The 21,812-nt window shown below is 29.6% G+C and carries 21 protein-coding genes; 12 read left to right on the top strand and 9 right to left on the bottom strand.

Annotated elements, in window-relative coordinates:
* Nucleotides 1–3: 3 nt before the first annotated feature.
* Complete coding sequence (locus V3V28_RS04625) at nt 4–522, bottom strand: GTP-binding protein (protein ID WP_331363861.1); 519 nt, start codon at nt 520–522, stop codon at nt 4–6.
* A gap of 80 nt (nt 523–602) precedes the next feature.
* Between V3V28_RS04625 and der the strand changes: the two genes are divergently transcribed.
* Both der and V3V28_RS04615 read left to right on the top strand, forming a co-directional pair.
* Nucleotides 603–1,913 carry a ribosome biogenesis GTPase Der gene (der, locus tag V3V28_RS04620; protein WP_331363860.1) on the top strand — a complete coding sequence of 437 codons (1,311 nt, stop codon included), beginning with the start codon at nt 603–605 and terminating at the stop codon, nt 1,911–1,913.
* A 159-nt stretch (nt 1,914–2,072) separates the two neighbouring features.
* Nucleotides 2,073–4,460, top strand: a complete 2,388-nt coding sequence (locus V3V28_RS04615; RefSeq protein WP_331363859.1) for a GAF domain-containing protein — start codon at nt 2,073–2,075, stop codon at nt 4,458–4,460.
* A gap of 96 nt (nt 4,461–4,556) precedes the next feature.
* Here V3V28_RS04615 and V3V28_RS04610 read toward each other — a convergent pair whose 3' ends face one another.
* Nucleotides 4,557–5,759, bottom strand: a complete 1,203-nt coding sequence (locus tag V3V28_RS04610; RefSeq protein ID WP_331363858.1) for a Pycsar system effector family protein — start codon at nt 5,757–5,759, stop codon at nt 4,557–4,559.
* 192 nt (nt 5,760–5,951) lie between these two features.
* Between V3V28_RS04610 and msrB the strand changes: the two genes are divergently transcribed.
* The 10 genes from msrB (at nt 5,952) to V3V28_RS04560 (ending at nt 15,829) form a co-directional block, all read left to right on the top strand.
* Entirely contained in the window at nt 5,952–6,404 is a 453-nt protein-coding gene (msrB, locus tag V3V28_RS04605; protein WP_331363857.1) for a peptide-methionine (R)-S-oxide reductase MsrB, read from the top strand.
* Nucleotides 6,404–6,595, top strand: coding sequence for a glutaredoxin family protein (locus V3V28_RS04600; RefSeq protein WP_331363856.1), 192 nt, complete (start codon nt 6,404–6,406; stop codon nt 6,593–6,595). Before msrB ends, V3V28_RS04600 begins: the two co-directional genes overlap by 1 nt.
* Nucleotides 6,596–6,641: 46 nt before the next feature.
* On the top strand, nt 6,642–8,198 hold the full coding sequence (locus V3V28_RS04595) for a protein adenylyltransferase SelO (protein WP_331363866.1): 1,557 nt from the start codon (nt 6,642–6,644) through the stop codon (nt 8,196–8,198).
* A gap of 150 nt (nt 8,199–8,348) precedes the next feature.
* Nucleotides 8,349–8,843 (top strand): peptide-methionine (S)-S-oxide reductase MsrA, encoded by a 495-nt coding sequence (gene msrA / locus V3V28_RS04590; RefSeq protein WP_331363855.1) that lies wholly within the window; start codon nt 8,349–8,351, stop codon nt 8,841–8,843.
* A gap of 78 nt (nt 8,844–8,921) precedes the next feature.
* Nucleotides 8,922–9,119 carry an aldo/keto reductase gene (locus tag V3V28_RS04585; protein WP_331363854.1) on the top strand — a complete coding sequence of 66 codons (198 nt, stop codon included), beginning with the start codon at nt 8,922–8,924 and terminating at the stop codon, nt 9,117–9,119.
* Nucleotides 9,120–9,349: 230 nt separating this feature from the next.
* Nucleotides 9,350–9,769: a hypothetical protein gene (locus tag V3V28_RS04580; RefSeq protein ID WP_331363853.1), complete on the top strand. Its 420-nt coding sequence runs from the start codon at nt 9,350–9,352 to the stop codon at nt 9,767–9,769.
* A gap of 333 nt (nt 9,770–10,102) precedes the next feature.
* Nucleotides 10,103–11,122 (top strand): XdhC family protein, encoded by a 1,020-nt coding sequence (locus V3V28_RS04575; RefSeq protein WP_331363852.1) that lies wholly within the window; start codon nt 10,103–10,105, stop codon nt 11,120–11,122.
* 1 nt (nt 11,123) lies between these two features.
* The gene (locus V3V28_RS04570) at nt 11,124–11,723 is read left to right on the top strand and encodes a nucleotidyltransferase family protein (protein ID WP_331363851.1); all 600 of its coding nucleotides are present in this window, start codon (nt 11,124–11,126) and stop codon (nt 11,721–11,723) included.
* Between the two features lie 14 nt (nt 11,724–11,737).
* Nucleotides 11,738–15,442: a metallophosphoesterase gene (locus tag V3V28_RS04565; RefSeq protein WP_331363850.1), complete on the top strand. Its 3,705-nt coding sequence runs from the start codon at nt 11,738–11,740 to the stop codon at nt 15,440–15,442.
* A gap of 6 nt (nt 15,443–15,448) precedes the next feature.
* Nucleotides 15,449–15,829, top strand: a complete 381-nt coding sequence (locus tag V3V28_RS04560) for a DUF423 domain-containing protein (protein WP_331363849.1) — start codon at nt 15,449–15,451, stop codon at nt 15,827–15,829.
* Here the strand turns inward: V3V28_RS04560 and V3V28_RS04555 are convergent.
* The 7 genes from V3V28_RS04555 to V3V28_RS04525 all read right to left on the bottom strand — a co-directional run bounded on the left by V3V28_RS04555 (nt 15,826) and on the right by V3V28_RS04525 (nt 21,804).
* The gene (locus tag V3V28_RS04555; protein WP_331363848.1) at nt 15,826–16,671 is read right to left on the bottom strand and encodes a hypothetical protein; all 846 of its coding nucleotides are present in this window, start codon (nt 16,669–16,671) and stop codon (nt 15,826–15,828) included. The genes V3V28_RS04560 and V3V28_RS04555 overlap by 4 nt on opposite strands.
* Before the next feature lie 129 nt (nt 16,672–16,800).
* Nucleotides 16,801–17,589, bottom strand: a complete 789-nt coding sequence (locus V3V28_RS04550) for a TPM domain-containing protein (RefSeq protein WP_331363847.1) — start codon at nt 17,587–17,589, stop codon at nt 16,801–16,803.
* A 65-nt stretch (nt 17,590–17,654) separates the two neighbouring features.
* On the bottom strand, nt 17,655–18,092 hold the full coding sequence (locus tag V3V28_RS04545; protein ID WP_331363846.1) for a TPM domain-containing protein: 438 nt from the start codon (nt 18,090–18,092) through the stop codon (nt 17,655–17,657).
* Nucleotides 18,093–18,704: a LemA family protein gene (locus V3V28_RS04540; RefSeq protein ID WP_331363845.1), complete on the bottom strand. Its 612-nt coding sequence runs from the start codon at nt 18,702–18,704 to the stop codon at nt 18,093–18,095.
* 66 nt (nt 18,705–18,770) lie between these two features.
* On the bottom strand, nt 18,771–19,523 hold the full coding sequence (locus V3V28_RS04535; RefSeq protein ID WP_331363844.1) for an SDR family NAD(P)-dependent oxidoreductase: 753 nt from the start codon (nt 19,521–19,523) through the stop codon (nt 18,771–18,773).
* Between the two features lie 2 nt (nt 19,524–19,525).
* Nucleotides 19,526–20,584, bottom strand: a complete 1,059-nt coding sequence (locus V3V28_RS04530) for a phosphotransferase family protein (RefSeq protein WP_331363843.1) — start codon at nt 20,582–20,584, stop codon at nt 19,526–19,528.
* A gap of 2 nt (nt 20,585–20,586) precedes the next feature.
* A complete protein-coding gene (locus V3V28_RS04525; RefSeq protein WP_331363842.1) occupies nt 20,587–21,804 on the bottom strand; it encodes an acyl-CoA dehydrogenase family protein in 1,218 nt (405 codons plus the stop codon).
* Between the last annotated feature and the right edge of the window lie 8 nt (nt 21,805–21,812).

Raw genomic sequence — 21,812 nt, 5'->3', positions numbered from 1 at the left:
GTACTAAATTAAATTAATCATAAAATTGTGTAAATCTTTCATTTGAGATTTACCGGTATCTTTTCCAATTTTCCCTAAAAAGTATAATAGAATCCAAATTAATGGCAATACTATTGTTATAATTAAAGGGAATACAATCGATTCATTTAAAGAAATTCTTGCGTATAATAGCGTACAAAACCCTAAAAATGAAATCCCAATTACAAAATGTACAAACATAAAGAGCGTCCAAACTTGCGGTTTTGGCCCAAAAAGACCTTTTAATTCAGATTTATTTTCCCCTTTTTCTAAAATTTCTAAATGTAATTGAGGAGACCAAAAATGTTCTTCTTTTTTAGAAACAGAAATAAAAATATGTCCATCAACAATATTTCCTCTAAAATCAATTTCCTTTTTTTTAAATGCATCAGAAAAGTGATTTAATACCGTTTCATAACCTTCTTCTAAATCAATTGAAAATCTAGGGCGAAGAAAAACCTCACTATTTTGTTTTTCAATTAGAAGCGTCTTTTTATCACTCATATTAATAATTTTAGAAGTGTTTCAATTTACAATAAATTATCATACAGTAAATTGTATCTTTGCAAAAAATTTCAATTCAAATGAATAGCATTGTTGCCATTGTAGGAAGACCAAATGTAGGAAAGTCAACACTTTTTAATAGATTGGTACAAAGAAGAGAAGCTATTGTAGATTCAGTTAGTGGAGTTACAAGAGATAGACATTATGGAAAATCTGACTGGAATGGAAAAGAGTTTTCTGTTATTGATACTGGTGGATATATAACTGGTTCTGATGATATTTTTGAAGGTGAAATTAGAAAACAAGTAAATCTTGCTATTGAAGAAGCAGATTTAATTATTTTTGTAGTAAATGTAGAAGATGGTATTACTCCTATGGATGCTGAAGTTGCAAAACTTTTGCGTAAGGTAAAAAAACCAATTTTTACTGTAGTTAATAAAGTTGATAACGCAATGCGTGAACCAGATGCTGTAGAATTTTACAATCTTGGCTTGGGCGAATACTATACAATTGCTTCAATTAACGGAAGTGGAACTGGAGATTTATTGGATGCTTTGGCAGAAAAAATGCCAAAACCAGAAGAAATTGATTTAGAAAAAGAAGAATTACCGAGATTTGCTGTAGTTGGAAGACCAAATGCAGGAAAATCATCATTTATAAACGCTTTAATTGGCGAAGACAGAAATATTGTTACCGATATTGCTGGTACAACAAGAGATTCTATCGATACAAAATACAACCGTTTTGGTTTCGATTTTAATTTGGTAGATACAGCAGGAATCAGAAAAAAATCGAAAGTAAAAGAAGATTTAGAATTCTATTCTGTAATGCGTGCTGTTCGTTCTATAGAATATTCAGATGTTATTATTTTAGTAGTAGATGCTACGCGTGGTTTTGAAGGGCAAGATCAAAATATATTTTGGCTGGCAGAAAAAAATAGAAAAGGTGTTGTTATTCTAATAAATAAGTGGGATTTAGTTGAGAAAGAAACGAACACAATGCGTGATTTCGAAGCAATGGTTCGTAAACAAATAGAACCTTTTACAGATGTGCCAATTATATTTACTTCCGTTTTAACAAAACAACGTTTATTTAAAGCTATTGAATCTGCTGTAGAAGTTTTCGAAAGAAGAAAATTCAAAATATCTACTAGTAAGCTAAATGACGTTATGTTAGATGTCATAAAAAATTATCCACCACCAGCTATTAAAGGTAAATTTGTCAAAATTAAATATTGTATGCAATTGCCTACAGCGACTCCACAGTTTGCATTTTTCTGTAATTTACCACAGTATGTTAAAGATGCTTACAGACGTTTTTTAGAAAATAAATTAAGAGATTTGTATGATTTTTCTGGTGTACCAATTACCATTTATTTTAGACAGAAATAAAGAATAATTTCTATTCATAATTTATAAAAATAGTTAAAACTAAAATACAATTTTAGTTTTAACTATTTTTTGTTTTAAAAGCACAAAAAAGTAAGCAAACATGTCTTATAGCGACTACCAAATAACAATTTTGTAAATTTGTATAGTAAATTTTAAAGTATGAAAATCATAGAATCTAATTTTGTAAATGAAGTTGAGTTACCACTACAACTAAAAATTTCATTCAAAAAGGTTTTTAACTTATTTGAAAAGTATGCTGGAAAAGATTTTGTGAATCATCCTTTTCATACTTCTGCCATAAAAATGATGCAACTTTTTGAAAAACATCCTGAATTAAATGAAGGTTTTTCAGATTATACTTTATTAGATAAATACAAAGAACAAATAGATTTATTATTAAATCCATTGTTTCCAGAGCCATTATTATTAAATGAAATAAAAGCTGCAAGTATTCCTTTCTCTTTTACTTCTTTTAAATTTACAGACCGTTTTGAAAACATACTAAATAATGCAGGTGACGATTATGAATTAAAGGTTCGTAATTTTGAAGATGATGGTATGTATATAATGGCTTGTACCTTTATTTTAGGTGCAGTTTATGGTTATAATGTAGATATAAAGAGACCTTTTTATTTTGATATTCCAGATAAAAAAACTGGAACAATGAAATACTACAGAGCTACTTTTAATGCTGATTTTTCTGAAATTACACCAACAGAAAATGCTCCAACAATTACAGAAGAAAACTTTAAAAAATTATTAAATAACTTTGAAAACATAGCTTTATGGAAAGAAAAATTTCCACCTAATAGTTATATTTTTAAAGGCTTTGGATTGGTTAGTTTATTTGATGTTACTTCTGAAGAAATGTTATCATCAATTAAAGCAAACTTATTAAAAGGTGGCCAAAATTTAATTCCAAAACTTCAAAGTAATTTAAGAGATTTTTTTAGCATTAAAGATTTAAAATTAGGGTATTCTATTTTCGATAAAACTAACACAAAAATTTGTGAAATAAAGGCTAATAAATCTGACAGCTTAATACTAAAAAATGATTCTGAAATAAATTGTGACACAAGTTATTTTTGTAATGACATAATGCAAAAAGTATTTAAAAATCGTAAAACATTCATAATTTCTGATGTTGAAAAATACGGTTTAAACACAGATAAGAATCCATTTTACCAAACATTGCATAATACTGACATACAAAGCATTATAATTATACCAATTAAAGCAACAAATAATGGTGATTTAGCTTTATTAGAAATTGCGTCTCCTAGGGCCTATGAATTAAACTCTATTACCATTAATAAATTAAAAGACATTATTCCTGTTTTTGAAGCTGCTGTAAAAAGAACATCAGAAGAACATCAAAATGTTTTAGAAGCAACAATTCAAGAAAATTACACCTCAATTCACAATTCTGTAAAATGGCGTTTTTATGAAGCTGCAGAGAAATATCACACAGAACATCAAACAAACGAGAATGCAAAATTAGATGAAATTGTATTTAAAGATGTTTTCCCTTTATTTGGTCAAAGTGATATAAAAGGGTCTTCAAATGCCAGAAATCAAGCAATAAAAGAAGATTTAACTGCTCAATTAATTTTAGCTATTTCGGTACTAGAAGATGCCTGCACAACAGAAAAATTACCTATTTACAATGAATTAATGTTTAGAGTTTCTTCATATTTAACAGACGTAGATGACGGTTTAAGTGCTGGAGACGAGATAGGTATTATAGATTTTTTAAATAGAGAAATCTATCAGGTTTTTAGTCATATTAAAAGTATAAATAATGAGCTTTCTCAAAAGGTTAATATTTATATGAACCGTTTAGATGTAAATCTAAATGTTGTTTATGAAAAGAGAAAAGAATACGAAAATAGTGTTACGCTATTAAACGATAAACTTGCTAAGTTTTTAGATAACAAACAAAAAGAAGCACAAGATATGTTTCCTCATTATTTTGAGCGTTACAAAACTGATGGTGTAGAATACAATATGTATATAGGGCAATCTATAACTAAAAGTAAAACTTTTAATGATTTGTATTTATACAATTTACGTTTATGGCAATTGCAGATTACTTGTGAAATGGAAAATTTGGCATTTTATGAGCGTAAAAACATGAAATATGATTTACGTGTTGCCTCTTTAATTTTAGTGCATAGTAATGCTATGGCAATTAAATTTAGAATGGATGAAAAGCAATTTGATGTTGATGGTGCTTATAATATTAGATACGAAATCATAAAAAAACGTATCGATAAATCTCTTATAAAAGGCACTAAAGAAAGGTTAACAGTTCCTGGTAAAATTGCCATTGTATATTCGCAAGAAAAAGATGCTTTGGAGTACACCAAATACATTAACTTTTTACAATCTAAAAACCAATTAGGAAAAATAGAATATCTTCAACTAGAAGATTTACAAGGTGTTTCTGGTTTAAAAGCTTTACGTGCAGAAGTAATCTATCACAAAGATTTTGATGAAGCAGAGACAATTACTTTAAACGATTTAATTAAAGAAATAGAAGCTTAAAACAAGTAGTCTTTTATCATAAAAAACCCATAAAATTCATGTTAAATTTTATGGGTTTTTACTTCTTAAATAAAAAAATATTTTCTTTATAAATTATTAAACGATTATACCTTGATAAGAAAAAGAAATTGCAAAGGCGGTTACACTTACAATAATACCAATCATAAAAACGGTATAAGTAATTCTTAATATTTTATATTTTCTACTTAAAACCAAACCTAAAAAGTATAAATCTTTGGTTAATGAACCATATAAATAACCTCTATCTGTCATCATTTCTGAAATTCCCCATTCAAAATCAGGCAATTCCATTTGATGAAAGTTACCAAAAAACAATAAATTTACTTTCTTATTAGCAACATCTTCTCTAGAAAACTTACCCTCTGTTACATTAGGCCTTGTTGCTAAAATTGATAAAATTATAGAAGCTACCGTAAAAGCAATAAATACAATAGTTGGTATTAATAAATGAGAATTGGATGGATTGTCTAATTTTGGCAATAAATTAGACAAGGCCAAAGAAACAATAATTGCGTTTACAGAGAGTAAAATATTGGCTTTAGTATCGGCAATATTACTTAAAGTCATATGATTTTTCAAAGCAATTCTAAACATTGTCTCAACACCTCTTTCAGGTACATCACTTTTATTTTTCTTAAGATCTAAAGCTTCTTTTTTTTGTTTAAAGGCTTTATTACTGTCTTTAAACTTTTCTTGATCCTTTAATAGTTTTGCTAAATTTTTAGTTTTAGATTTTGTCCAATTTCTTAATGCAAATTCAGTATAAAAACGATGATGTTCTGTAAAAAAATTAACATTTTCAGCAATCCATTCTGCATTAGTTTGGGTTTTAACTCCTGTAAGTTCCCATTCTTTTCTTAATAATGTAGTATAATCAGCAAAATTTTTACTTGCCAAATGTGAGCAATCTGCATCAATAATCACTTTTTCTAAATCTTCTGTTGGCTCATATCTCATTTTGGTTGCTAAAATCAAGTTAGAAATAGCCTCAATTCTTTTTTCATTAACCTTATTACTTTCTAAAAACGTTGCTAAAATTTTAGCACTTTCGTCTTCATGATTTTCCGCTCCTTTTATAAAGCCCGTATCATGAAACCATGCTGCAATTTGCACATTCTCTTTAGAAACTGCATCAAATTCTGAGTTTTCAATAAGCTGCTTTACTTTCCCCACAACTCTTTGTGTGTGCGCCAAGTTATGATAAACATACATTGTATTTAATTGAGAATTCAATAAATTTAAAACATGTTTTTCAACGGCAACCAATAAAGTACTCATTATAAAGTTTTTTTTTAGAAAAACAAAAAATAGATATTATAAAATTTGTTTTCTGGTTCATTTATTTTTGTCGTAAATTTAGGTAATACTTTCAACACTACAAATTAGGCATAATTGTAAGGAATCAATTGTTTTTACGTCTAAATTTTGGATAGTAATTCATATTAATTAATTTAGAAAAGGAACGAGATTATGCTAACTTGGAAAGAAATTATCAGTTTTACAACAAAAGGGAATTCAACTCCAGATAAAAGAGTTGAGAAAACCGAAGCAGAGTGGAAAGATATTTTAACTGCAGAACAATTTAGAATTACAAGACAAAAAGGAACAGAAAGACCACATACAGGAGCTTTGTGTAGTGTTTTTGATGAGGGGAAATACAATTGTGTTTGTTGTAATACTCCATTATTTGATGCAACAATTAAGTTCGATTCAAGTTCTGGTTGGCCAAGTTTTACACAACCAATTAAAGAAAATGCTATAAAATACCATAAAGATGTTTCTTTTGGAATGATAAGAGTAGAAGTTATGTGCAATACTTGCGATGCCCATTTAGGTCATATTTTTTCTGATGGACCAGAACCAAGTGGCTTGCGTTATTGTGTTAATTCTGAATCTATGCAATTAGAATCTGTGGATAAATAATGATTATAAAATTATTTGGCGCAGAAAGATGTCATAAAACTCAATATTATAAAACATTTTTAGAAACGCGTAATTTAAAGTACGCGTTTCTATATGTTGAAAACAATGAAGAAAATGTTGAAGGATTACGTAATTTGTATGAAAACAGAAAACTAATTTTCCTACAATTACTATTGATGATAAAAAATTAAGAAACCCTTCTAACAAAGAACTTCAAAAATGGATTGATGAATTATGATGAACCTAAATATAAAAGACACTTTTACTAAAGAATTGCCTTCAGATTCTAATTTAGAGAATTCAAGAAGACAAGTGGAAAACGCTGTTTTTTCTTTTACAAACCCAAAGAAAACAGTAAAACCAGAAGTTTTACATATTTCGCAAGAAATGGCTACTGAATTAAATATTTCTAAAGAAGATTCAAAATCAAAATTCTTTAAAAACGTAGTTACCGGAAATGAAGTTTATCCGAATACAAAACCTTTTGCAATGTGTTATGGCGGACATCAATTTGGTAATTGGGCAGGACAACTAGGAGATGGAAGAGCCATTAATTTGTTTGAAATTGAGCATCAAAATAAAAACTGGAAAGTACAATTAAAAGGTGCTGGCGAAACACCATATTCTAGAACTGCAGATGGTTTAGCAGTTTTACGATCTTCTGTAAGAGAATATTTGTGTGCAGAAGCTATGTTTCATTTAAACGTGCCAACCACAAGATCTTTGTCTTTAAGTTTATCTGGAGATTCAGTAATGAGAGATATTTTATACGATGGAAATCCTGCTTATGAAAAAGGTGCGATTGTTTCTAGAGTTTCACCAAGTTTTTTACGATTTGGTAGTTTTGAGATTTTTTCAGCAAGAAAAGATATAAAGAATTTAAAAGGTTTGGTAGATTATACTATAAAGCACCATTTTACGCACTTAGGAAAACCAACTAAAAAAAGTTATATCAACTTTTTTAAAAAGGTTTCTGAACGTACTTTAAAGATGATTATAGATTGGCAACGTGTTGGTTTTGTACATGGAGTTATGAATACAGATAATATGTCCATTCTTGGTTTAACCATAGATTTCGGACCTTATGGCTGGTTAGAAGGTTTCGATTTTGGTTGGACACCAAACACAACTGACAGACAACACAAGCGTTACAGGTATGGAAATCAACCAAATATTGGTTTGTGGAATTTATATCAATTGGCAAATGCTTTGTATCCAATAATTGAAGAAGTGGAACCTTTAAATGCCATTTTAGAACAATATAAAATCGATTTTGAGAAGCAATCTTTACAGATGATGAAAAATAAATTAGGGTTATTTACTTCGGATGAAGAGGACGTAAAACTAATTCAGAGTTTAGAAGATAATTTACAATTGGTAGAAACAGATATGACAATTTTCTTTAGAAACTTGAGTAGTTTTACGGATGAAAAATCTGGTCTAGAGTTGATAAAAGAAGCTTTCTATGACTTTAAAAATATTTCTGACGAGGTAAAAATAAAATGGAATTTGTGGTTCAAAAAATACGAAGATAAACTTACAATTGAACGAGTTTCATCCGAAGAAAGAAAAGAAAAAATGAATGCTGTAAATCCCAAATATATATTAAGAAACTACATGTCTCAATTAGCAATTGACGCTGCAAATGAAGGTGATTATTCTTTAATTGATGAATTATTTCAACTTTTAAAAAAACCATATTCAGAACAACCAAAAAGCCAAAAATGGTTTGCAAAAAGACCAGAATGGGCAAGAAACAAAGTAGGTTGTTCTATGTTATCTTGTAGTTCGTAATGAGTGTTTTTTTAATACATACAACAAATTCCTGAAGCATATTCATTCGGAATTTACAACAACAAAAAATAAGTTTTTAAACCCTTGTGAAATGCCACAAGAAAAAGTAATTCACTTTTTAAAAAACATAAAATTAATATCAAAAAAAAAATGAGTACATATACAAAAGCATACATTGCAGGTGGATGTTTCTGGGGAATGGAAGAATTATTTAGAGTTAGACCAGGAATTATAGATACAGAAGTTGGTTATATTGGTGGAGAAAACGACAATCCTACATATAAAAACCATCCAGGTCATGCAGAAGGAATTGAACTCACCTATAATCCTGATGAAACAAATTTTAAAGAAATATTAGATTATTTTTATAGAATTCATAATCCAACAACTTTAGACAGACAAGGAAATGATGTTGGCGCTAGTTATAGATCTGCAATATTTTTTCAGAATGAAGAAGAGAAAACAATCGCCAAAGAAGTTATAAATATTGTAAATATCTCCAAAAAGTGGAAAGGAAATACGGCTACAACTTTAGAGCCTTATTCTACATTTTGGGTAGCAGAACCAGAACATCAAGATTATTTGGTAAGAAAACCAAATGGTTATACTTGCCATTTCGAAAGATTTAAAGAACCTTTTATTTAGTGAAAATCAAATTTCAAAACCTCGCTTTTTGCACTAAACTTGTTTCAGTATGTAGCGAAATCCATTTAAATTAAAAATATGAAATTAGGGCTAGGAACCGCAACTTTAGGAGGACCACAGTACATAAATATTCGTCAAGAAAATAGTATTAATTCTAACTTAACATCATTTAGAAAACATAGTTTTTCGGTTTTAGACGAAACTTATAAGTTAGGTGTACGTTATTTTGATACTGCACCTGGTTATGGTTTAGCAGAAGAATTAGTGTTAGAGTGACTGCAAATTAAAATGATAAAAGTATTGGAGTCGCTACAAAATGGGGTTATACTTATACCGCAAATTTTGATGCAAATGCTACGATTCATGAAGTTAAAGAACATCGTTTATTTAAATTAAATGAGCAAAGGGGTTTCTCTAAACAACTTCTGCCCTATTTAAAAGTATATCAAATTCATTCTGCAACTTTAAAAACTGGTGTTTTAGAAAATGTTGAAGTTTTAAACCAATTGGCTTTATTAAAAAAGGAACATAACTTTAAAATAGGCATAACAACTACATGTACAAATCAAATAGAAGTAATAAAAAAAGCGCTAGATGTTTTGGTAGATAGAGAACCAGTTTTTGATCTATTTCAAGTAACGTATAATTTTTTAGATCAAAGTTTACGAGAAATTTTAGATGAATTATTGAGTCAAAATAAATCCATAGTAATTAAAGAAGTATTGGCAAATGGTAGAGTTTTTAAGAACGAAAACTATCCTCATTATAACGAAATGTACGCAACTTTAGAAAAACTATCTAAAAAACACAAATTTGTTGGAAATTTAAATGAAAAACAAACGCAACGTTTAAAAGAAATTGCATCTAAATACTCAGTTCACAAAACATTACAAAGCGAAATTCTTATTGACACAGAAATAATATAATATTAAAACCAAAAAAAAATATGAGCTTAATACAAAATATTAAAAATTACTTTAATTTAAAACTGAAGGAAATACCACTAAAAAAGCACCTGAAGGAATTTGCCCAAATTGTTGGGGAAACAAGAATGAGAAGGTGATTTTTACAAATTAAATAAAGGAGGTAAATTAATAGGAAATGACCAAACATATAACAACCTTATTATTAAAATTGTAGAAAGCAATGTTAGTGGAATTGTAATAAATGAAGACAATTATGAATGTGAAACATGCAAAACAAACTTTAAAAACTAAACTTAAAAGTTTTATATTTATAGCTTAATTTTAGTTTTATAAATGATCCACGAACTTAAAAACATTATCAATCAAGCTTTCATCAATCAGCAAAAAGGATTGAAGAATGTTTTGGCTACTGTGGTACATTTAGAAGGTTCATCTTACAGAAAACCAGGAGTTAGAATGTTAATTTCTGAAGATTTTAACTCTGTTGGAGCTGTTAGTGGTGGCTGTGTAGAAAAAGAAATTATTCACAGATCTAAAAGTGTTTTTTCTGACAACAAACCAAAAATCATTACTTATGACGGCAGATATAAATTAGGGTGTGAAGGTGTTTTATACATTTTAATCGAACCCTTTTTTATCAATAGCAATTTTATAACTCATTTTTCAGGTGCGATTTTAGAAAGAGAAACTGTAAAAATAGAAAGCAATTTTATAAAAAATAATGAAGCTTTTGGTCATTTTGGTTCAGTAGTAACTTTTGAAAACAAAAAACAATTTGTATTTTCAGAAACGTTCAATCTTCAAGATAAAAATGAAGCAAACATTTTCTCACAAATATTACAACCTAGTTTTAAACTGATAATAATTGGTGGAGAACACGATGCTGTTAAACTCTGCAAAGTAGCCTCTAATCTTGGTTGGGAAATTGATGTGATAACTTCAGTAAAAAATAGTAAACAAATTAAAGATTTTCCTGGAGCAAACTCTGTTAAAGGTGACTCTCCAGAAAAGATTCAATTTAATAGTATTGAAGAAAATACTGCCATTGTAATTATGAATCATAGTTACGTACAAGATTTAAAATATACTATCAAACTTTCTGAATACAAACCAAAATACATTGGAATACTAGGTGCTCCAAACAGAAGAGAACGTTTATTCAATGAACTTTTTGAGTTTATTCCTGATATTTCTGATGAATTTTTAGACAATATTTATACACCAGCAGGATTGCATATTGGCGCTCAAACCCCAGAAGAAATTGCAGTTTCAATTGTTGCTGAAATTTTATCCGTTATCAGAAAAAAAGAACCATTTTCTTTAAGAAATCTTACAGGGAAAATTCATAATTAATATGGATTCAATAGCAATTTTAGTTTTAGCTGCAGGAAAATCTTCAAGAATGAAAGACATAAAACAGCTATTGAAGATTAAGAACAAAACGTTACTAGAAATTACTTTAGAAAATGCTCTAAAAACAAATTCTAAAAATGTTTTTTGTGTTTTGGGTGCAAACGCAGATAAAATTAAATCAGAAATACATACTGAAAATATCCAATTTATTAAGAATGAAAATTTTGAAAAAGGATTAAGTTCAAGTATTATATCTGGCATTAATTATTTTAAAAACAGAAAGCTTTATTTTGATGGAATCTTTATTTTACTAGCAGATCAACCAGCAATTGAAGTTACTTATTTAGAAGCTATGCTTAATCTATTTCAAACAAATAAAGATAAAATTATTGCTTCAAATTATGGAGGAAAGCTAGGTGTTCCTGTTATTTTCCCTGTAAAACATTTTTCAGATTTATTATTAATTGTAGGAGATAAAGGCGCAAAAGAGTATATCAACAATAAAAAAAGCGAAGTTCTTTATTCAAAATTAACAACTAACTTCTTTGATATAGATACCAAAGAAGACTTACTGCTATATAAAAATTCAATTTTAAAATAGTTATTTTCACACTTATGAAACTATTCAAATATTCATTCTTATTAGTTTTCTTTTTATTGATTTCTGCTTGTGCAACCATAGAAATGCAAATTGCAGAAAACCAAACTAATGGAACTAAAGAAGCAGAAAAAAATATTTCTAAAATTGAACATAGTTTTTTCTTAATTGGTGATGCAGGTAACTCTACACTTACTGAAGATTCACCCGGATTAAAATATTTGAGAAAGCATATAGAGAATGCATCAGAAAAATCGACTTTACTTTTTTTAGGTGATAATGTTTATGAAACTGGAATTCCAAAGGAAAAATCAAAAAACTATCCGTTAGCAAAAAGAAGAATTGAAGCGCAAACAAATGTTGCCAAAAAATTTAAAGGAAACTCAATATTTATTCCAGGTAATCATGACTGGTATAATGGGCTACAAGGTTTAAAAAGAGAAGAAAAACTAGTAGAAAAAGCATTAGGTAAAAAGTCTTTTTTACCACAAAATGGTTGTCCTTTAGAAAAAGTTAACATCTCTAAAGACATTGTTTTAATTATTGTTGATACACATTGGTATTTAACAAATTGGGATAATCACCCAACTATAAATGACAATTGTGAAATAAAAACAAGAGTTAAGTTTTTTGATGAGCTAGAAGGTTTAATAAAAAAATCTAGAGGAAAAACTACCATAATTGCTATGCATCATCCAATGTTTACAAATGGTTCACATGGGGGTTATTATTCTGCAAAAAGTCATTTAACTCCATTACCTATTTTAGGTTCTATAAAAAACTTACTTCGTAAAACTACTGGACTCACAAATACAGATCTTCAAAATAAAAAATACAACGAGCTAAAAAAGCATTTAGTAACCATTTCTCAAGAAAATGATAAAACTATTTTTGTTTCTGGACATGATCATAGTTTGCAATACATAGTTCAAGATAATTTGCCTCAAATTGTGAGTGGATCAGGTTCTAAAACGAGTGCAACAAAATTATCTGGAGGTGCAAAATTCACTTATGCTGCTCAAGGTTTTGCAAAGTTAGATGTTTATAAAGATGGTTCTTCACACGTGAGTTTCTATTCCGTTAAAGATGATAAAATAGTATATCAAACCAACGTTTTAACTCCAAATGAAAAGAAAGTCTTTACCACATTTCCTAAAAGCAACATCACAGAGAAAAAAGCAACAATCTACACTAAAGAAGAGGTGACAAAAAGCGGAATGTATCGTTTTTTATGGGGAGAACGTTACAGGAAATATTTTGGTATTGAAGTAAATGCTCCAACTGTAGATTTAGATACGCTGTTTGGTGGGTTAAAACCTGTTAGAAAAGGTGGTGGACATCAATCTAAATCTTTAAGATTACGTGATAAAAAAGGACGTGAATATGTAATGCGTGCTTTGCGTAAAAATGCAGTTCAATACTTACAAGCGGTTGCTTTTAAAGACCAATATATAGAAGGTCAGTTTAATAATACCGTTACAGAAAGTTTATTAAACGATGTGTTTACTGGCTCTCATCCTTACGCTCCTTTTACAATTGGAAAATTATCTGATGTAATTGGCGTTTATCACACAAATCCTGTTTTATATTACATTCCAAAACAAAACAGTTTAGGTCATTTTAATGATGAATTTGGCGATGAATTATACATGATTGAAGAGCGTGCAGCTTCTGGTCATGGAGATAAAGCAAGTTTTGGTTTTGCAAATAAAGTAATTAGTACAGACGACTTATTAAAAAATTTAAGCAAGAGTGAAAATTATGTTTTAGATGAAAAATCATATATAAAAGCACGTTTATTTGATATGCTAATTGGTGATTTCGATAGACATGAAGATCAATGGAGATGGGCAGTTTTTAAAGAAGGAAAACAAACAATTTACAGGCCAATCCCTAGAGACAGAGATCAGGCTTTCTCTATTATGGGTGATGGCGCTTTATTAAATTTCGCAACAAATAGTATCCCTACTTTACGAGGAATGAGAGCTTATAGTGAGGATATTAAAAGTCCAGAATGGTTTAATCTATCACCATCTGTTTTAGACATGTCTTTAATTACAAAATCGAACAAAAAAGACTGGGACGCTCAAGTAAAACTAATAACTACTAATATTACTGATGCAATTATTGATGATGCTTTTACACTTTTTCCTGATGAAGTTAGACATGAAACGATCACAGAAATAAAAACAAAATTACAAGGAAGAAGAAACAATTTACAGAAAATTTCTAATTCATATTACACCTATATAAATAACTTTCAAGTAATAAAAGGAACCAATAAAGATGATTGGTTTGACATTGAAAGATTAAAAAACGGGCAAACTAAAATTACTGGTTATAGAATTAAAAAAGGTGAAAAAGGAACTATTTTTCATCAAAAAACATATTCTAAATCAGAAACTAAAGAAATTTGGATTTATGGTTTAGATGATGATGATACTTTTGTTGTAAAAGGCGATGGAGATAATTTAATTAAAATTAGAATTATTGGTGGTCAGAATAATGATACATATAATATTATAAATGGTAAAAAAATAAAAATTTACGACCACAAATCAAAGAAAAATACATTTGTGACAAAAAACGGGAAAGTTAAATTAACTGATGATTACGAAACAAGTGTTTACAATTATAAGAAGTTAAAAAATAGCTTAAACATCATTAATCCTTCTCTTTGGTTTAACCCAGATGACGGATTAAAGGTAGGTATATCGGATGTGTATACCGTTAACAGTTTTGAAAGAAACCCATTCTCTTCTCAACATGCTTTTTCTGGTGCTTATTATTTTGCAACAAACGGATTTGAACTAGGTTATTCAAGTGAGTTTGCTCGTGTTTTTAAAAATTGGAACCTTGGTATAAATGCAAGTTATACAAGTCCTAATTTTGCTATAAATTACTTTGGATTAGGAAGTAATTCTCTAAATTTGGAAGCAAAAAAAGATGATGGAAATCTAGATTATAATAGAGTGAAAATTAGAAAATTCTTTGCTGGTAGTTCAATAAATTGGAAAGGAGATTTGGGTGCAGAAATAAAATTAGGGGTTCATTACCAAACTATGAAAGTTGAGAATACTGTAGGGCGAATTGCAAATATTTCGTTTGCAGCTAATAACTCAATTTTTAATACTCAAAAATTTATAAATACAGAAGCAAGTTATCAATTTGAAAATGCAGACAATGCTGCTTTTCCAACTATGGGAATGAAAACAGAATTGAAAGTTGGTTATACATCTAATCTAGACAATGATAATGGTTTTGGTTATTTAATTCCTTCTATTTCTTTTGATTATAAATTAACACCAAGTGGTAAATTGGTATTTGCTACAAAGTTACACTCTCATTTTACGTTTGGTGACTCTTACGAATTTTACCAAGCAGCAAGTATTGGTGGTAATAAATTTGGTTTAAGAGGTTACAGAAATCAACGTTTTACTGGTAAAAACTCATTCTATCAATCATCAGATATTCGTTTACTTTTAAGTAAAATTAAAACCAGTTTAGTTCCTTTAAATATTGGGGTTTATGGCGGTTTCGATTACGGTAAAGTTTGGGGAGAACAAAGTTTAACTATAAACCCAGGAAACGTGAAGAATTGGAATACTTCATATGGAGGTGGCTTTTTCTTTAACGCTGCAAATATGTTGGGAGCAAATATTGCTGCTTTTAATAGTGATGATGGTTTACGAATTGCCGTTGGATTAGGATTTAAATTTTAACAAAATATGGATAAAATAGCAATAATTTCAGGAGCAATCTTTGGATTAACAGCAGTTATACTTGGAGCATTTGGAGCGCATTTATTAAAGAAAAAATTAACTTCAGAGTTATTACAAAGTTTTGAAACTGGAGTGAAATACCAAATCTATCATGCAATTGTATTATTAACTTTAGGCTTTCAATTGAATCATCAAGTAACTATAGATAATTATATTATTTACGCTTTTATAGTTGGAATTGTACTGTTTTCTTTTTCAATTTATGGTTTGGTAATTTCATCTGCAAATAATAAAAAAATGAAATTTTTAGGACCAATTACACCACTTGGTGGTTTGTGCTTGGTTTTAGGTTGGGGACTGTTGATTTATAAGTTTGTAACTATTTAAATCTTCAATTCATACAAAAACCCTCCAGTGTTATGTGCTTTTTCATCTGTAATTAACAAGGTATTATTATCTTTAAAAGTGATGCTTTCTTTTTGATAACGATGCTTTAAGTCAATTTTTGTTACTTTTCCTGAAAGGAATTTATCATCTTTAAAATCAGAAAAAATTAATACATTTTTTTGAGAAAGTAATGCTACTTTTTTTCCATTTGGTGAAATATCCGCAGAAGTAATCCAACATTCTAAATCTTTACAATTCTCAAATTTACCTACAATTTCAGCTGTATATTTTCCTTTCTTTGCGGGAATTTTATACAAAGTAGTCTTACCGAATTTTCCTTTAACCCTACTTTTTGTAAAGATATAAAGTGAAGCTTTAAAATAGAAAAAAGACTCTGCATCAAAATATTTATTCTTCTTTTTAGGTGGAAATTTAGTTTGATTAGGATATACAAATTCTATTCTATCAACTTCAGTTTTTTTTTCGTCTAACTCATTTTTGTCAACAATGATAATAGATAGATTTCTCCTTTTATTTAAATTATTACCAAAATCACCAATGTAAATATTTCCTTTTTCATCAGAAGCTAAATCTTCCCAATCATGGTTTTTTGCTTTTATATAAATTTCTTTTACTATTTTTCCTTTTTCATTTAAGCCAAATAAAACTGGCGCATTTCCACTATCATTTATCATCCAAATTAAATCAGATTTTGGTACAATTTCTGTCCCAGAAACTTCCTCTAAATCCTTCGGTAAATCTGTAATTAGTTTTAATTTTCCAAAATTCTGACAATTTAAAAACAATAAAAAACTGAATAAAACACCTATTTTTTTCATCATATTTAAAACCTTTATTAAAATTTTAGGCTCTTCAAATTATAAAACTTGAAGAGCCTATTACTTACTTTTTTTTTAAAAAACAATTATTGTGTTTGAGTTACTTTTCTTTGAGAAGATTAAGATGGATTTTTACCAACCACCAGAAGCACCACCACCGCCAAAACCGCCGCCGCCGCCAAAACCGCCAAAACCACCGCCTGAAGAACCTCCAAAACCGCCACCAGAAGAACCAAAGCCACCACCAAAACTACCTCCACTTCTACCAGCGTTACTTAAAATTATGGTATCAAAAATTGTGTCTGCTAAAGAACCTCTTCTAAACCCTTTACCTCCATTTTTATTGTTTTTATTTCCTCTAGAAATAATAATAAAAAAAATGATGATAATAATGATAAAGAAAATAATTCCAGGGTCAAAATCTTTAGAATTTTGTTTTTCACCTCCTTTGTATTCCCCATTTAATACTTGAAAAACAGCATCAGTTCCTTTGTCTAAACCACCGTAAAAATTACCCTGTTTAAATTTTGGTGTAATCTCTCGTTCAATAATTCTACGAGACATAAAGTCTGTTAAAAGATGTTCAGTTCCGTAACCTGATTGAATGGTAACTTTTCGATCATCTTTGGCTACTAAAAGAAATACTCCATTATCTTTTCCTTTCTGCCCGATCTCCCATTTATGTCCCCATTGTGTTGCTAAATAAGAAATATCTTCTCCTTTAGTAGTACTTATAATTGCTACAAAAATTTCTGTAGAAGTAGAATCGCTATAAACTTCTAACTTTCTCGATAACTTATCAAATTGATACTTATCTAAAAGCCCAATACTATCAACAAGTGCTGGAATAAATTTTGGTTTTGCAGGTATTTGATACCCTTGAGAAAATAAACTTAAAGAGCAAGTTAAAGCTATAAACAAAAATAACCTCTTATTGAAAATTATAGACTGAATGCTGCTTATTGAAAACTGTTTATTTAAATAACTCATCCTTTAGAAATCTCATTAGAAAGTTCATCTTCATCATCTATTTGCCAAGGAAAATGAGTCTTTAATTCTTCTCCAGCTTTTAAAATCCCATCAACAATACCTTGTTTAAAATTGCTGTTTTTAAAATGGTTTTGCATTATATCTTTGGTAGAATTCCAAAAGTCAGCATCAACAATTTTATTAATTCCTTTATCGCCATAAATAACAAACTTCTTGTCTTTTACAGCAACATAAATCAAAACCGCATTTTCATCTTTTGTGTTGTTCATTTTTAACAGATGAAATACTTCTAACGATCGTTCATCATGATTCTTCTCTGTTGACGCCTCAATATGTACACGGATTTCGCCAGAAGTATTTTTCTCAGCAACTCTAATTGCAGAAATAATTTCTTGTTCTTCTTGTGGAGTAAGAAATGCTTCTACTTTAGACATTTATTGTTTTTTCTTATTAAAATCGAAGTTAACATCTGGTGCGTTTTCAGAACCTGCATTCGCTTTAAAACGATTCATTTCTTCAAAATTAAACATTCCTGCTAATAATGAATTCGGAAAAACTTTAATGTGCTTGTTGTAGTTGTTAACACCTCCATTAAAACGATCTCTAGCAACATTAATTCTATTTTCTGTTCCTTCTAACTGACTTTGTAATTCCAAAAAATTTGCATTTGCTTTTAAATCTGGGTAACGTTCTACAGATACTAATAATTTAGAAAGCGCACCACTCATACCAGCTTGTGCTTGTTGAAATTGCGCCATTTTTTCTGGTGTTAAATCACCCGCATTAATATTTACTGATGTTGCTTTTGCTCTTGCATTGATAACATCTGTTAATGTTTCTTTTTCAAAATCTGCAGCTCCTTGTACCGTTTTTACCAAATTACCAATTAAATCATTTCTACGTTGGTAAGAACTTTCTACATTAGACCAAGTTGTTTTTGCATCTTCCTGTAAGACAACTGCCTCATTATTAAATCCTTTACCCCAACTATAAATTGCATATGCAACAAGAGCTATAACTATTACTGGAACTAACCATTTTTTCATAATTTCTAAATTTTAATATTTATGTTGATTTTTTGTTTTACAAACTTACTCAATATTCTTGACAATTTAAAGTGATGTTCCGCCGTCTAATGTAATTGTTTGTCCGGTTATAAATTTTGTATTATCAGAGGCCAACCAAACAACAGCATCAGCAATTTCTTCGGCTTTTCCATAACGTTTCATAGGTATTACACTTTTTAAAATAGCATCCATTTCTGGTTTTGCGTTTATTAATTGACTCAACAATGCAGATTCTGTATAACCAGGACAAACAGCATTAACTCTAATGTTTTTAGTTGCATATTCCATTGCGGCTGACTTTGTCATCCCAACAACTGCAAATTTACTAGCAGAATAACTTATATTATTCGGTGATGCTTTTAAACCCGCCAAAGAAGCAATATTAACAATATTACCGCCATCTTGTTTTAAAAATTGTTTCAATGCAACTTTCATACAATAATACACACCTGTTTGATTTACAGCAATTACAGCATCCCAATCTTTTAATTTTGACTCATGGGTTCTTAATAGATTTGGACCAATACCTGCATTATTTACAATTACATCTAATTTTCCAAATTCTTTTACTGTTGAATTTACAAGGTTCTCAACCTCTTCAAATTTAGCAACATTACACTTATTCGCAGTTGCTTTTCCGTTGCTCTTTTTTATTTCTTCGGAAACAGCTTGAGCACTTTCAATGTTAATATCAGAAACAACTACTGTTGCTCCATGTTTTGCAAAATGAATTGCAGTTGCTTTTCCTATTCCAGATCCTGCGCCAGTAACAATGACTATTTTGTTTTTTACTTCCATTTTTAATCAATTTTGTTTGTTTTTATAGCTTTTAATCCCAATTTACAACATAATTCTGCTGCTTTGTTCAAGTTAGCAAAACGAGGATCTGTGGTAAATCCTTTAGAATATCGATAATAAATTTGCTGTGCAATTACTGCAATTTTGAACAATCCGAAGACATAATAAAACACTAAATCATCTACATTTCTACCAGATTTTTCTGCATACATTTGCGCTATTTCACTTCTTATTGGGTTTCCTTTAAAAATTGTTGGAGACGGAATTCCTTGTTTTACAAAATCATGATCTGTAGCAACGGTCCAATAACCTAAAGAAGTTCCTAAATCCATTAGAGGGTCTCCTAAAGTTGCCATTTCCCAATCTAAAACTGCTGAAACTTCTTGCCATGTATCATCTTTAAAAACAATATTATCATATTTATAATCATTATGTATTAAGCAATGCTCATATTGTTTAGGTTGGTGTTCATCCATCCATTTCATCACCATTTCTGCTTCAGGATACTCATTAGTTTTAGCTTTTAAATACTGCTTTCCCCAATTAGAAACTTGCCTTTTTACATAACCTTCTGGTTTTCCTAAATCGCCTAAACCAATAGCATTATAATCTACAGAATGTAATGCTACTAAAGCATCTAACCAAGAATTTGCAATAATTTTATAATCTGAAGTTGAGATGTTTCTTTTTTGTGCTTCTTTATAATTTAAAATAACTCCTTCTACTTTTTCCATGATGTAGAATTCGCTGCCAAGAATAGATTCATCATTTGTATAACAAAACATTTTTGGAACTTTAGAAAAACCTTTTTGAACACCACTTTGCACTTTAAACTCACGACTCATATCATGACCTCTTTTTGTTGCTCCAATTGGTGGTTTTCTTAATACAAATTCCTGTTTCTCTATTTTAAGTAAATACGTTAAATTAGAATAACCATGTGTAAATTGCTCTACAAACAAATCGCTTTCAACTGAACTTACCAGCTTATTATCAACAAGATACCTCTTCAACAATACTTCATTCAATTCTTCGCCTTTTCTAACTTTTTGGTTACTCATCATTATTTATTTCCGTATTTTTTAATACAACTTTTACCTAACTGATACATATGGACTTCGTCTGGACCATCTGCCAAACGCAACATTCTTGCAATAGCAAAATAATGTGGCAGGTAAGTATCTGGTCCAACACCTTTTCCTCCCAAAATTTGCATAGCGCTATCAATTACATTTAATGCCATGTTTGGAGCAACAATTTTTATCATTGCAATAATATCTTTCGCTTCCTTATTTCCAGCTTTATCCATTTTATCTGCAGCAGAAAGCGTAAGCAAACGTGCTTGTTCTATTTCGCATTGCGATTTTGCAATTTCATGTCGAATACTACTATAGTCATAAAACTTCTTTCCGAAAGTTTCTCTTTCTAAAGTTCTTTGAGACATAATTTCTAACGCATATTGTGCCATACCAACCAAACGCATACAATGATGAATTCTACCAGGACCTAAACGACCTTGAGCGATTTCAAAACCTCTTCCTTCACCCAAAATTAAATTTTCTTTTGGTACACGAACATTGTTTAATTCAATTTCTGCATGACCCTCTGGAGAATCGTAATAACCCAAAACTGAAAGCGGACGCACAATCTCTAATCCTTTAGTGTCCATAGGAACCAAAACCATACTTTGTTGTTGATGTCTATGTGCATTTACATCTGTTTTGCCCATAACAATGGCTACTTTACAATGTGGATCCATTGCACCAGAAGACCACCATTTCCTTCCATTTATTACATAATAATCTCCATCTAAAACAATTGAAGTTTCAATATTTGTTGCATCTGAAGAAGCAACTTGTGGTTCTGTCATTAAAAAAGCAGAGCGAATCTCTCCATTCATTAAGGGCGCCAACCATTCTTTTTTTTGTGCTTCATTTCCATATTTTGCTAATACTTCCATATTACCTGTATCTGGCGCAGAACAATTAAAAATTTCTGAAACCCAAATTTTTTCCCCCATTATTTCTGCTAATGGAGCGTATTCTAAATTTGTTAAACCCGGACTTAAATCTCCATAATCTTTAGGAAGAAACAAGTTCCACAAACCTGCGTCTTTTGCTTTTTGTTTTAACATTTCTGTCTTCGGGAAACGCTTCCACATATTATCTTTATTACTTTGAAAAGCAATAAATTCTTCTTCTATAGGAACAATGTGTTCTTCAATAAAAGTTGATAATTTATGTTGTAATTCTTTTGATTTTTGTGAGTATTCGAAGTTCATAGTTTAAT

The sequence above is a fragment of the Polaribacter sp. genome, from assembly GCF_036480315.1.
In the GTDB taxonomy this organism is placed as follows: domain Bacteria; phylum Bacteroidota; class Bacteroidia; order Flavobacteriales; family Flavobacteriaceae; genus Polaribacter.
Note: the sequence above shows the minus strand (reverse complement) of the source record. Positions and strands in the feature narration are given on the sequence as shown.

Coding starts and splice junctions, on each gene's coding strand:
- V3V28_RS04625 (WP_331363861.1), bottom strand. CDS start 522: ATGAGTGATAAAAAGACGCTTCTAATTGAAAAACAAAATAGTGAGGTT.
- der (WP_331363860.1), top strand. CDS start 603: ATGAATAGCATTGTTGCCATTGTAGGAAGACCAAATGTAGGAAAGTCA.
- V3V28_RS04615 (WP_331363859.1), top strand. CDS start 2,073: ATGAAAATCATAGAATCTAATTTTGTAAATGAAGTTGAGTTACCACTA.
- V3V28_RS04610 (WP_331363858.1), bottom strand. CDS start 5,759: ATGAGTACTTTATTGGTTGCCGTTGAAAAACATGTTTTAAATTTATTG.
- msrB (WP_331363857.1), top strand. CDS start 5,952: ATGCTAACTTGGAAAGAAATTATCAGTTTTACAACAAAAGGGAATTCA.
- V3V28_RS04600 (WP_331363856.1), top strand. CDS start 6,404: ATGATTATAAAATTATTTGGCGCAGAAAGATGTCATAAAACTCAATAT.
- V3V28_RS04595 (WP_331363866.1), top strand. CDS start 6,642: ATGAACCTAAATATAAAAGACACTTTTACTAAAGAATTGCCTTCAGAT.
- msrA (WP_331363855.1), top strand. CDS start 8,349: ATGAGTACATATACAAAAGCATACATTGCAGGTGGATGTTTCTGGGGA.
- V3V28_RS04585 (WP_331363854.1), top strand. CDS start 8,922: ATGAAATTAGGGCTAGGAACCGCAACTTTAGGAGGACCACAGTACATA.
- V3V28_RS04575 (WP_331363852.1), top strand. CDS start 10,103: ATGATCCACGAACTTAAAAACATTATCAATCAAGCTTTCATCAATCAG.
- V3V28_RS04570 (WP_331363851.1), top strand. CDS start 11,124: ATGGATTCAATAGCAATTTTAGTTTTAGCTGCAGGAAAATCTTCAAGA.
- V3V28_RS04565 (WP_331363850.1), top strand. CDS start 11,738: ATGAAACTATTCAAATATTCATTCTTATTAGTTTTCTTTTTATTGATT.
- V3V28_RS04560 (WP_331363849.1), top strand. CDS start 15,449: ATGGATAAAATAGCAATAATTTCAGGAGCAATCTTTGGATTAACAGCA.
- V3V28_RS04555 (WP_331363848.1), bottom strand. CDS start 16,671: ATGATGAAAAAAATAGGTGTTTTATTCAGTTTTTTATTGTTTTTAAAT.
- V3V28_RS04545 (WP_331363846.1), bottom strand. CDS start 18,092: ATGTCTAAAGTAGAAGCATTTCTTACTCCACAAGAAGAACAAGAAATT.
- V3V28_RS04540 (WP_331363845.1), bottom strand. CDS start 18,704: ATGAAAAAATGGTTAGTTCCAGTAATAGTTATAGCTCTTGTTGCATAT.
- V3V28_RS04535 (WP_331363844.1), bottom strand. CDS start 19,523: ATGGAAGTAAAAAACAAAATAGTCATTGTTACTGGCGCAGGATCTGGA.
- V3V28_RS04530 (WP_331363843.1), bottom strand. CDS start 20,584: ATGAGTAACCAAAAAGTTAGAAAAGGCGAAGAATTGAATGAAGTATTG.
- V3V28_RS04525 (WP_331363842.1), bottom strand. CDS start 21,804: ATGAACTTCGAATACTCACAAAAATCAAAAGAATTACAACATAAATTA.